This window comes from Bradyrhizobium sp. WSM4873, from assembly GCF_055811355.1.
Map to the genome: position 1 here is coordinate 642,728 of NZ_JBVVPS010000001.1, position 11,204 is coordinate 653,931.

Below are 11,204 nucleotides of genomic sequence, written 5' to 3' on the forward strand. Positions count from 1 at the left end.
GACCCTCCTTACTGGGCCGCCGACAGCTTCATTGCCTCAATCTCGGCCTGGGCTTCGCCGAGTTCGATCAGTATTTTCAAGGTCTGGGCCGCCTCTTCCTCGTTGATCCGACTCATCGCGAAACCGACGTGAACCAGCACCCAGTCGCCGACGCACGACTCGACCGGATGGTCGTCGTTCACGATGCAGGCGATGTTGATTTGTCGCTTGACGCCACCAACGTCGACCGTTGCGAGGCGCGTGGTCACATCGTCGATCTTCACGATGCGTCCGGGAATGCCGAGACACATGACCTGCTTCCTTCTGTTGACGGCCTTTGTTTATCGATCAGATGCGCGGCAGCGATGGCCGCTTGCCCCAGTGCAAGTCCACCGTCGTTGGCGGGAACCTGAGCATGCGAGAGCACCGAAAACTTCGCCTGTTCAAGGCGACGGCTGACTTCCTGGAATAGAACCCTGTTCTGGAAGCAGCCGCCCGACAAGGCGACCGTCGAGAAACGCGGCTGCGTCGCATCGTCCTCACCGCCGGCGAGCTTTCTCGTCATAGCGACTATCGATATCGCCAAGCCCTTATGGAAGCGTGCGGCCATGACTGGCGCCGGCGTGTTCAGGATGAGATCACCGAGCACTGCGGCCCACATGGCTCGCGGCTCGATATAAGGCAGTCCTGACCCGGGCAAGTTCGGAATTGTCAGGGGATAGCCGAGCTCATCCCCCTCATTCAGCATCGTATCAGGATCGACAAGGGCTTCCAGTCGCGCCGCGGCCTCACCCTCGTAAGCCTGCCGCTCACGGCAGACATCCAGCGCCGCGGCAACGGCGTCGAACAGCCGACCACATGACGACGCCGGCAGCGCGTTGATGCCCTTCTTGATCATGGCATCGAGGGTGCCGCGCGGCTTGCCTGACAAATAGCCATGTAGTGAGAGCTGGTCGAAATTCATCGAGAATTCAGGCCACTTCATCTCGGCCATCAGGTGCGCGTACAGGTTTCGCCAGGGCTCGCGAGCTGCAGTAGCCCCACCGATCATCGCGACCGGCTTGAACGTGCCAAGCCGTTGATAGCCCCGGTAATCGGCGAGCAAGAATTCGCCGCCCCAAAGCGTACCGTCGCCCCCCCAACCCAAACCGTCGAGCACGATACCGAGCACCGCAGGGGCATCCAACGGATAATTGTTTTCGGCAAGGCAGCTCGCGACATGGGCGTGGTGGTGCTGAACTTCAACAAGCGGCAGCCGATTGGCGACGGCCCGCTCATGGGCGAACTTCGAGGACAGATATTCGGGATGCAAGTCGACGGCCAGAGCGGCCGGTGCGTGATCGAACAAGCGAGCATAGAGCGCGAGATTCTTCCGGTAATCATCGAAACATCTCGCATGCTCCAGATCGCCCTGATGCTGCGACAGGATAGCGGCACCATCCTTGAGGAGGCAGAAAGTCGATTTCAACTCGCCGCCCATCGCCAGCACATCTGGCGCTGCCTCGAATCCCCTGGGCAGGACTATCCACTCCGGTGCGTAGCCGCGGGCTCGGCGCAGCAGCCTCACGCGGCCGCCGACGACGCGCACGACAGAATCGTCAATTCGGTTCGCGATTTCACGACCGTGGATCAGCGCATAGGAGGCGATCCCGCCAAGCCGTTCGCGCGCTTCCTCGTCTAACACAACCTGCGGCTCGTCCGAGAGGTTGCCGCTGGTCATCACCACCGGCCGGGCCATCCTACGCAACATGAGAAGATGCATCGGGGTCGTCGGCAGCATGAACCCCAGCGTTGCAAGAGCCGGCGCAATTGAGTCCGGCAGTCTTTCCGGGCCATTGGCCTCGAGCAGCACGATCGGCCCTGAGGGCGCCGCCAACAATGCTTCTTCCTGGGCGCTCACGCTGCAATAGCGACGAATCACGTCGAGATCACGGGCCATTAGGGCGAACGGCTTGGCGTCACGATGCTTCGTTCGGCGCAGCCTTGCTACGGCGGCGGCGTTCGTGGCATCGCAGGCCAACTGATAGCCTCCGAGACCCTTGATCGCGACAATCTCGCCATTCTTTATCAGGCCACACGCGGCATCAACATCATCCATCATCGAGAACTGGTCGAAGCTAAACGCCCGGCCGTCGAAACGAACCAACCTCGCCTTCGGCCCGCAGGCATGACAGGCGATTGCTTCGGCATGGAAGCGGCGATCGGCGGGGTCTTCGTACTCGAGCCGGCAGTCTGCGCACATCACAAATGGCGCCATCGTGGTACTGGCGCGGTCATAGGGGATAGCGCTGACGATGCCGAGCCGTGGTCCGCAATTGGTGCAGTTGGTGAACGGATAGCGATAGCGGCGGCCGAACGGGCTGGTGATCTCCTCGGCACATTCGGCGCAAATCGCGGCATCAGGTGCAACTTGGGTGTTTGCGCCACCGGTAAGGCTCCCGGCGATGACGAATTGCCCTGGCAGACCGCCACGAGCGGGCCTTGTCTCGACTGCATCGATACGGGCCAGTGGTGGCGAGTCAGTGTGGATGCGGGCGATGAGCGCAGCTATGGTGCGCTCGCTGCCGTAAAGGCGGATCAGCACGCCGTCCGCGTCATTTCGAACGTCGCCTGACAAACCAAGCTCACGCGCGAAACGCCAGACCGCCGGCCGAAAGCCAACTCCTTGCACGCGGCCGCGCACTCGAATCTCCGCTCCGACATTAGCGTCCGGTTGCGCGATGCTGCTACGATCGGTCACGAAACCGTCTCCCAGAGGAGCACGCGATTATTGCCAGCGTCAGCCACGACCAGCAGATCATCGCTGGCCGAAGCAGCGTAGGGCCAGCACAGGCTATCGCGCGTGGCAGAACGCCACCTATTGTCTCCTTTGGCCGAGAACATGGGCTGCCCAGCAAGCGCTATGGCAGGAGAATCCATTGATAGCCCGTCTAGTTCGAATCCAAGCAACCGCGAATTGGCGGTATCGGTCACGATCAGCATTCCGCCTTGCACGGTGAGTCCGTACGGCATGTTCATCGCGCTGGATGTCGGGTAATAGGAGGCGCGGTTGTGATCAAGGTTTGCGAAATCGCACTGGCCGAGCACGAAATCGCAGGGCTGTCCGATAGAACGCGGAAACGTTCTCCATGCCATTACGCGATTATTGCCAGCGTCAGACACGAATAGCATTCCGTTGCAGGCCGTAATGCCGTGGGGCCAGCGCATGCCGACCGCGCCGCCGGCCTGCCCAGCATTGTCATCGCGGGTCACAAAGTCGAGCTGCCCCAAGACCAGATCGGCCGGCGTGCCGTTCGAGATTGGAATACGATCCCAAACCAGTACACGGCGATTGCCCGTGTCGCAGACGATCAATTTCCCGTCCACGATCGCCACCCCGTAACACCAGTTCAATGTGTCCGCTTGGGGCGCGTTCGCGCCGCGATTGGCAAGCCCACTGGAAAAATCTGTCTGCCCAAGCACCACATCTGGGGGCTGGTTGGATGTTTCGGGGTAGCTATGCCAGATCAGAATGCGGTGGTTCCATGCATCGGCTACGGCTAGGACGCCATTAGACGCTGCGATTCCAGTCGGGATGTTGAGCGTCGCCGGTCCCACGTCGCCTTTGGCGTTGCGCCCTTCCCGCGAAAAGTCCGGTTGACCGATCACCAGATCAGCCGGTGCCTGATCGGCCAATGGCAAAGATCGCCAGATCATGAGCCGATGATGGCCTGTGTCACAGACAAACAGCGGCCCTTGCGCGCCGGCAAGGCATGCCCCACGCGGGCCGAACAGGGTTGTCGGGCCTGGCACGATCGATTGCGCCAGACCATTCGGCAGCGCCTCGCCTCCAAGGACAGCGCGCGCGCCGCCATGAGCCAAGAGCGGCCGCGCGACATGGTTATCTCCGGCCCTGGCAAGAGCCTGATGCAATCGGTGCGGGGCAAAGGAAACCTGCATGGCTACACCGAAATCCTGACCTCGACCCGAGCGCCTATAACGCGAACAGCATGGGATTGGAGCGCCACCTCCGGAGCGGTGAGGCATTCGCCGCTTGAAAGGTCATACTGAAAGCCATGATGCGGACAGGTGATAATGCCGCTTTCCACCTCGCCGTCGTGCATCGGAAAGCCGAGATGGGCACAAGCATTCTGGAAGCAAGTGACACTCGCACCCGCGCGCGACAACAATAGCTTCTCTCCCCCAATGGTGATCGCGCGAACCCCACCTTCCGGAATGTCGGCCAAAAGACCAGCCGAGAGCCAGTTCCCTTGTGCGTCAAGCGCGAACGGACTGACAAAGCGAACTCCGTTGTCCGTGGAGCTGCCCAGTCCTTTCACCTGTACAATCTCTGTAATTTCTGGACATGCCTCCTCGACTGCCTTCTTCACGCCGGCGTGGAACGTCAATGCGGACGCGGGGCAGCCGTCGCACGCCCCAATGAAACGCACCTCCACCTTGGGTGGGTTCACCTGGACGAGCTCCACGTTGCCGCCATGCGAACCCAACATGGGGCGGACGCCCTCAAGCGCCGCTTCGACTCGTTCGTTGAGACTGGGTTTGACGATCTGATGCCGGCGCAAGACCGCGTAGACGACCTCGTCGGCGACCGCATTCTTCATCGCCGCAAGCGCGGCAGGATCAGTCTTGAGCGCGCGGATCAACCGGCGCAACGCCTCTCCATCCAGCGCCTCGATGGCCAGTTTGTAGGCGCTGACGGCCGCCCGCTGGGTATCGTCCCATGTTGCAAATATGGCCTCCAGTTGCTCGATGTCGCCGACCAAGCCGGCAAGATCGTCGCGCGTGGTCGAGATCATATCGTGGGCGTTCATATCGTTCTCACATGCGGATTCCCGCAGCATCACCGATAGCGGAGGTTCCGAAAGAGATAGGGCTGCAACCCACCGCCGACGAACGCCGCGACGGGCGCCGCCATCCACACCGGGGCACCCAGCTTTGCGATCATGACCAGCAACGATGCAGTCACAAGCACGCCTACAAAAATCATGAGGAATGCTTTGCGCGGTTCGGCAAACAACTTGCCGCGGAAGAACAAAAGGATTGAATTCTGAGCCATTGCCCACATGATATCGTTCTCCTCAGCCGACAATTGTAAGGATGGCGAGCCCAAGAAAGGCCCCGGCAACGCCGGCCAGGGGCCCATAGAAGCCCCCCAGTAGCGCGGCCAGTTCATTCCCCAACACCTTGCCGCCGACGACTACGCCTCCGATGACGCCGCCGCCAATCGAGGCAACGACGCCCAGGATAAACGAAACAACCAACATTTCTGGAGAAGACGGTAGGGTCATAGATCGGAAGCTCCGGTTTCGTTCGGTTGACGATTGCTGGGATGAGAACGCACGACCTGGCCATCGGCCGAATTCGATGCCAGCAACTCGCGCTGAATCTGGTCGATCGCTTCGGCAACAACCTTTCCCTTCTCCAAGTCGCCATGCGCCATGAAGATCTCCCGCGCTTCGCCGTAGTAGGCGCGCGCTTGTAAAAGGTTGGATCGATTGCCACCGTCTGGATCGGAGGGATCGTCGGGCAGATTCCACAGACAGTTGGCTTTGTTGCAAATAGTGTTCGCGTATTCGAGCGGGGTCGTCTCGGGCGTCCGCACCTTCAGCGCTTCGTCGTAGGCTTCAAGTGCGCGTATGTTGTTTGCGATCGTGTGGCTCGAGGACACATATTGCAGGGCGTTGCCGAGGTTGTTCTGCAGCATCGCATATTCAGTTGGATTGTCGATCAGCGTGATGACTTTGAGACCTTCTTCGAAAGCCTGCACTGCAAGTGCTTCACGCATTTTTCCGCGTTCGTCCGTCATGGGGATCGAGAGAAACGCCGTGGCAAGGTTGTTCTGCAGGATCACGAATTCCTGCGGAAACTCAGATCGCGTGAAAGTCCGCAGCGCACGTTGATAAGCGGAAATGGCGTCTGTGATGCGGGCCTTGTTCACGCCTGCAAGATTCTGCAATACTAGCCCGAAATTCATCTCTGCCTCGGCAAGCTCCTCAGGCCTGCCGAGCTCGGTCATGGTCCGGATTGCCTGCTCAAAGGCCGAGCGCGCCTGCTCAAGCGCCGCTGTACCTTCCTCCGGTATGGCCTGTAGCGCAGTGCCTTTGCGCGCCAGAATGCGAGCAGATAGAAGCCGCATGTCCCCAGGACAAATCGCCAGCGCCTTGTCATAGAGGACAACCGCAGCATGAAGCTGATCCGGCGATTTGGGCTGCCGCTGCAGACCCATCGCAATCTCCATCAGCATCTCGGCCCGCTCGGAGGGGCTCGCCTCGGCGTCATCAGCAGCCGCGAGGGCCGCACGCACTTCATCGCCGAGAAGTCCTGTAATCACTGCTTCCTCCGACCAGCGCATTTTTGGCTGCACGCTTGGTACGAGAGCTACTCTAGCAGCACGAAATCCGAACTGTCTATCTATTATGCGTTATGCAAACTTAGTTTGCAGGAAAGCGCCAGCGGCGATGAGCGCACCAGCTTCCGGCGACCACGCGACCGGCAGCTGCGAGGCGACGTATTCATCGACGGCGTGCTCGCGCAGGAAATCTGGCGCATGCACCACTCGGTCTCCTCGGCTGTTGCGAAGCTTGAGGAGATAGCCCCCGGCGGCGGCGTGACGGACTGGCATGATCCAGAGGTCATCCGCGCGGCGTAACAGGATGACCGCCTCCAACCCTGCAAAATAGCCGTCGTATGTTTCGCGGCTCAGATAAAGTGCCCCGCGCGCTATTCTGACAAAAAAGACGGCGGTCACGACGATCCCTCTGGGCCAAGACGTGCATCGATGAGCGTGGCAATGCGGTCGGTCACTTTCGCGACAGCGGCTGATGCGGCATCTGAGAGGCCGATTCCCAATTCGACTGTCTGCGCTTCAATCAAAAGCACGACGACGTCAGAGGGAAAGTCGTCGCGAAAGATCTTCCGGCCTGCGAAAAGTGCGTGATCCCACCGGAAATCGTGCAGGTTAAGCGATGGCTCGTAGCGCTGCTCCAGCTCGCTCCCTGGCACTTCGAAAACCGCCCCTGGCGAAGAGCCCGAGCGACACGCATCTACAACAATCAGCGTCCGGCACCCACGCGCCGCAAACATGGTCGCCATGCCGTCAGTTCCTGCAGCCAGCAGGCGGACGCTTTGTGGGCCCGCTCCAACACCGCGCGCTTCCAGCAGGCGCAGGACTTCAAGACCTGCACCGTCATCGAGGCGATTTGGATTTCCACATCCTATGACCACGATCATCGGGAGCCCGGTACGCTATTCGTCACCATCTGCGATCCCGCACCAGGCGACGATGTCTCATCGTGACATGATGCGCCGGGAACGACGCGGCGTATAGATCTGGTATCGGTCGCCTTCCGGCGCAGCATCGACACCTAAATGCGCCAAAGGCGGCAGGACCATTGGGGCTCAACGGGCACATCCAGCTCAGGCAGCTCGCAATAGCGGCGGTGGACCTTGTAATACATGCACGTTTCACACAGTTGCTCGAGACCCTCGTGTTCGACCGGTTCGAGGGTAAATCCGCCGAGCACGAGCTTCCTCTTCAGCTCGTTTCCTGCGGCTTTCAGCCGGGAAACGATGGCCTGGACGTCTTCATGGGAATCGGCCCGTGGCAGTACCTCCGTTTTGAGGCCACCCGCCAGAAGAGCGCGAATCTCGTCCCGGATCTTTTCGTCGCACACGGCGTCATCTCTCCTGAGGTTCGCTCTCGCGGCTGTCAGTCAAGACATCAGATTCGCCACAATCGGCACCACCACTCTGGCTCGACAGGGACCGCAAGCTCCGGCAGGTCGCACCATCTTCGATGCACCAGATAGTACATGCACTCCAGGCATCGCTGGTTATCCGGGCCGTACGGATGGTTTACAAAGCCTCCGACCACCAGCTTGCCTTCAAGATCCTTCGGATCCAGCCGGCGAAGCTGGAGCAAAATATCGCCAAACTCCTTGTCGGTTTCGGGAAAAGGCTCAACTTCCGTTTTGAGCCCATTCTCGAGCATCTCGGCGATCGCCTTGAGCACAACCTCTTTGTCAGACGCCATGCGCGACCGCCTTTCACTCGAAAAATTCAGCATATGACGTTACAACCGGCAATTTAAGCACCAGCGTCCCGATACCCACAGCGTGCCCGATGAGCGAACCTCAGGCCGTTCGGAAGCGCGCCAATTCCTCGCCTGTCTTTGCGTCATGTGCGTGGACGGTGCAAACCAGACAAGAATCGTACGAGCGGCAAACGTGACCGACCTCGACTGGGTCGTGCGGGTCCCTGATCGGAGAACCGATCAAGGCCTGCTCCATCGGACCGCGAACGCCATCGGCCGACCTTGGGCCAACATTCCAGGTCGTCGGGGCAATGATCTGGTAATTTTTGATCTTGCCATCCTTGACCTCGATCCAGTGGCAGAGTGCGCCACGAATGGCCTCTGTAGCTCCCCAGCCGCGTCCATCCCGTTCGGTGGGCTTGATATACCAGGGGTCGTTGAGCCGAAATTCACGCAACGCGCGTTCGGCCTGGCGATAAAGCTTAACGCCTTCATGCATGCGGGCGAAGTGCCGCAACATGACGTTTGCCCCACCCAACTTCCTGTACATGTCGAGTACCAGTGGATCGAAGTGCTGCCAGGCTTCCCCATGCGTGCCGCCGGCGATCAGCTGACGAGACAGCGGTCCAGCCTCCAGGCGTCCTGATTCGTCGTGGCGCACGGCCGTCGACCAGGAATATTGGCCGTCCATATTGATTGTGTTCTTCTGCGTAGGCACCGTCTTGCGATCGAAAGGATGCACCCCACCCGGCTCATCGTACCAGGAACGCATCGTATCTTCCCGCGTGTGCTTCTGATCCATCAGCTTAAAGCTGTTGGCGTTACCGTCATAAACACCGCTCTTCATAATCAAAGCAGCGTTACGCCCATCGATCGTCGGCTTCTGATATTTGTCTTCATGCGGCAAGTACCCCCACGAGACGAACTTTTCGTGGCCCTTCCCGAACTTGTCCATCCCACAGTCAACGCTCATCCGCCAGAACATTCCTAGGTCGGAATTTGCGTGCTCGGGCTTCTCGTCGAGCCAGGCCATGAAGTCGTCATAGGATTTAATCTCTTCGTAGCGCTCCAATGAACATCCGAGCCAGATTTTCTCCATCCAGTCACGGCGGAAATATTCCAGGATCGACCACGCTCTCGTGACGTCGGTCAAGGTCGGTGCGCACATCACGCCGCCCGGGACCATGTAGCTTGAGTGCGGCCACTGGCCGCCCAAAAGCGCGTAAATTTCCACTGGCTTGCCAGAGATCGTGACGCCGATTTCGTAATTGCTTCCGGTGAACGGTGCCCAGCGTTTGACGGCTTCTTCGTAGTATTTCGATTTCGAGTAGTTCTTATGCGTGTAATCGATCATGAACAGACCGTAGTGATGACGCGGCAGGCTCTGAAGGCTTTCGACAAGCTGACCGAGATTCCGTGCCAGAATCGCATTGCGGGGCACTTCCGTTTGCCACGCGGTATCGAGCGCCCAGGCCGCGCACGTCAGATGCGAAGCACCGCAAATTCCGCAGGCCCGAGGTGTGACCACAAGGCCTGCCTGGGGGTCCTTGTCACGCAAGATCACCTCGAAGCCGCGGAACAACTCGGCCTGGGTCCAGGCGTCGACGACGACTCCATCCTGAATGTTGACGCGGACATCAAGGTCGCCTTCGACGCGCCCGACGGGAGAAATATCAAGTGTTTGAACGGCTGAGGGCATAGGAATGCATCCTGATTTTACAAGGTGAAATGTCTGCGCGGTTGTTGGGTGAGCTCGCAGCTCAAACGACGAAGATGTCTTCCTCGGCCCAGGCCGGAGACGCCGCCTTGGCTGCTGCCGTGAGCTTGATGTACCCGGCCTTGTCGACGCCGAGCGGCATGTCCTTTGGAACACCCATCATCGTTTGCGTCTTGAAAACCGTGCCCGGCATCAAATCGAAGAATGGGAATTCCGGCTCCGTGCACCCCATGCAGGGCATGCCGGCTCGCGTCTTCGACGACTGGCGATTCCACAGGATACGATTGCAAGGCGAGTGCGTCATCGGGCCGCGACATCCAAGGTCATAGAACAGGCAACCCTTGCGCTGCCCGTATTCGGTCGCGGACACCTTGTAGGCGAAGTGCATGTTGCGGGTGCAGCCCGTTTGCGTGAAACTCGTAAAAAACGTTTTCGGACGCTGGAATTCGTCTAGCGTCAGGTCGCCGCCGCGTCCCGTAGCGACCGCAACAACGATTTGCGTTATCCAATCGGGATGCGCGGGGCAGCCTGGGACATTGATGACGGGCAGCCCGGCCTTGGATTTATAGGACGGCCCGAGAAATCCGCCGTGCTTGCGCTTCAGGAATTGCAGCCCTTCGCTCTCCGACGGGTTCGGTGCCGTTGCAGGAATCCCGCCCCAAGTCGCGCAGTCGCCGATTGCGACGGTATAGCCCGCCACTTTCGCAAGATCGGCGACCCAATCCTTCATCGGACGGCCCGCAAACCGATTCCATTCGCCCGTGCCGTTCGGTGCGTTGACCACCGAGCCTTCGAAGACGAAAATATCCAGTGGCATGGCACCAGACACAAGCGCATTCAGCATTTTTCTGAGATTCTCACCGAGCTCCATGCCGAGCGAGGGGTGCCAGAGAACATTGATGCCAAAATCAGTGACCAGGTCGCAGGCGCTCGGCTCCTCCGCATTGAGGAACGACATCGTATTTCCCGAACATGCGCCGCCTTGGAGCCAAAGAAGATTCGCCATCAATTTCCTCCACTATGTTCTATCGCCAACCAATACGGCGCTTGAACAATAGTACAGCAAGACCTGTGCCGGATTGGGCGACCCTGAAAAGACCTTGTAAAGACAGATGCTTAGTGTGAAGTCGCCCAAGACGCCGAGGTGTTTCTTCTCGTGCATTAGCTGCAAAGAACGTTAGCTATGCAAAGTTAGTTTTCAAATTCGCTGACCGACGTAACGCGATAATGCGCGTCAACGAGCAGGTGCTCACGAGGGAATGACGCTCCAGGAAGAACATATTGCAGGCGGCCAACGCGGAGCGCTCGCTGCGCACACCTTTGGCCTCTTCAGAATTCGCCGCGCGCTTGGCACGCTTTCAACGCACCGGATGTTCTCTAAAATCCTGGCGTCTAGGTGCCGCGTAGTGAATTGTCTATTGAGCTCCGCGCGTTGACCGCAGCGAACCGCCATCAGACCGGCAGGCTCAGCGCACG

Annotated in this window: 13 protein-coding genes; all 13 read right to left on the bottom strand. The window is 59.4% G+C overall.

Annotated features, from left to right (window positions below; translation table 11 throughout):
- Nucleotides 1-8: 8 nt before the first annotated feature.
- Nucleotides 9-290: a HypC/HybG/HupF family hydrogenase formation chaperone gene (locus AC0L21_RS03165; protein ID WP_473257972.1), complete on the bottom strand. Its 282-nt coding sequence runs from the start codon at nt 288-290 to the stop codon at nt 9-11.
- A complete protein-coding gene (hypF, locus tag AC0L21_RS03170; RefSeq protein WP_473257975.1) occupies nt 260-2,719 on the bottom strand; it encodes a carbamoyltransferase HypF in 2,460 nt (819 codons plus the stop codon). Before hypF ends, AC0L21_RS03165 begins: the two co-directional genes overlap by 31 nt.
- Entirely contained in the window at nt 2,716-3,918 is a 1,203-nt protein-coding gene (locus AC0L21_RS03175) for an NHL repeat-containing protein (RefSeq protein ID WP_473257978.1), read from the bottom strand. Before AC0L21_RS03175 ends, hypF begins: the two co-directional genes overlap by 4 nt.
- Nucleotides 3,919-3,920: 2 nt before the next feature.
- A complete protein-coding gene (locus AC0L21_RS03180; protein ID WP_473257980.1) occupies nt 3,921-4,790 on the bottom strand; it encodes a NifU family protein in 870 nt (289 codons plus the stop codon).
- A 29-nt stretch (nt 4,791-4,819) separates the two neighbouring features.
- Complete coding sequence (locus AC0L21_RS03185) at nt 4,820-5,044, bottom strand: hypothetical protein (protein ID WP_473257981.1); 225 nt, start codon at nt 5,042-5,044, stop codon at nt 4,820-4,822.
- Nucleotides 5,045-5,057: 13 nt separating this feature from the next.
- Nucleotides 5,058-5,267, bottom strand: a complete 210-nt coding sequence (locus AC0L21_RS03190) for a hypothetical protein (protein WP_085395754.1) — start codon at nt 5,265-5,267, stop codon at nt 5,058-5,060.
- Entirely contained in the window at nt 5,264-6,331 is a 1,068-nt protein-coding gene (locus tag AC0L21_RS03195; protein WP_473257986.1) for a hypothetical protein, read from the bottom strand. The genes AC0L21_RS03190 and AC0L21_RS03195 overlap by 4 nt, the downstream gene beginning before the upstream one ends.
- A 69-nt stretch (nt 6,332-6,400) precedes the next feature.
- Nucleotides 6,401-6,727, bottom strand: coding sequence for a hypothetical protein (locus tag AC0L21_RS03200; protein ID WP_473257988.1), 327 nt, complete (start codon nt 6,725-6,727; stop codon nt 6,401-6,403).
- The gene (locus AC0L21_RS03205) at nt 6,724-7,209 is read right to left on the bottom strand and encodes a hydrogenase maturation protease (protein ID WP_473257993.1); all 486 of its coding nucleotides are present in this window, start codon (nt 7,207-7,209) and stop codon (nt 6,724-6,726) included. Before AC0L21_RS03205 ends, AC0L21_RS03200 begins: the two co-directional genes overlap by 4 nt.
- Nucleotides 7,210-7,343: 134 nt before the next feature.
- Nucleotides 7,344-7,652, bottom strand: coding sequence for a hypothetical protein (locus tag AC0L21_RS03210; protein WP_473257997.1), 309 nt, complete (start codon nt 7,650-7,652; stop codon nt 7,344-7,346).
- Nucleotides 7,653-7,699: 47 nt separating this feature from the next.
- Entirely contained in the window at nt 7,700-8,011 is a 312-nt protein-coding gene (locus AC0L21_RS03215; RefSeq protein ID WP_473258001.1) for a hypothetical protein, read from the bottom strand.
- 100 nt (nt 8,012-8,111) lie between these two features.
- Nucleotides 8,112-9,710 carry a nickel-dependent hydrogenase large subunit gene (locus tag AC0L21_RS03220; protein WP_007594382.1) on the bottom strand — a complete coding sequence of 533 codons (1,599 nt, stop codon included), beginning with the start codon at nt 9,708-9,710 and terminating at the stop codon, nt 8,112-8,114.
- A gap of 61 nt (nt 9,711-9,771) precedes the next feature.
- Entirely contained in the window at nt 9,772-10,734 is a 963-nt protein-coding gene (locus tag AC0L21_RS03225; protein WP_473258381.1) for an NADH-quinone oxidoreductase subunit B family protein, read from the bottom strand.
- Between the last annotated feature and the right edge of the window lie 470 nt (nt 10,735-11,204).

What these genes read in the sequence shown, in the direction of transcription:
- AC0L21_RS03225 (WP_473258381.1), bottom strand. Translation starts at nt 10,734, where the DNA reads ATGGCGAATCTTCTTTGGCTCCAAGGCGGCGCATGTTCGGGAAATACG.
- AC0L21_RS03220 (WP_007594382.1), bottom strand. Translation starts at nt 9,710, where the DNA reads ATGCCCTCAGCCGTTCAAACACTTGATATTTCTCCCGTCGGGCGCGTC.
- AC0L21_RS03185 (WP_473257981.1), bottom strand. Translation starts at nt 5,044, where the DNA reads ATGTGGGCAATGGCTCAGAATTCAATCCTTTTGTTCTTCCGCGGCAAG.
- AC0L21_RS03190 (WP_085395754.1), bottom strand. Translation starts at nt 5,267, where the DNA reads ATGACCCTACCGTCTTCTCCAGAAATGTTGGTTGTTTCGTTTATCCTG.
- AC0L21_RS03195 (WP_473257986.1), bottom strand. Translation starts at nt 6,331, where the DNA reads ATGCGCTGGTCGGAGGAAGCAGTGATTACAGGACTTCTCGGCGATGAA.
- AC0L21_RS03205 (WP_473257993.1), bottom strand. Translation starts at nt 7,209, where the DNA reads ATGATCGTGGTCATAGGATGTGGAAATCCAAATCGCCTCGATGACGGT.
- AC0L21_RS03165 (WP_473257972.1), bottom strand. Translation starts at nt 290, where the DNA reads ATGTGTCTCGGCATTCCCGGACGCATCGTGAAGATCGACGATGTGACC.
- AC0L21_RS03175 (WP_473257978.1), bottom strand. Translation starts at nt 3,918, where the DNA reads ATGCAGGTTTCCTTTGCCCCGCACCGATTGCATCAGGCTCTTGCCAGG.
- AC0L21_RS03215 (WP_473258001.1), bottom strand. Translation starts at nt 8,011, where the DNA reads ATGGCGTCTGACAAAGAGGTTGTGCTCAAGGCGATCGCCGAGATGCTC.
- AC0L21_RS03180 (WP_473257980.1), bottom strand. Translation starts at nt 4,790, where the DNA reads ATGAACGCCCACGATATGATCTCGACCACGCGCGACGATCTTGCCGGC.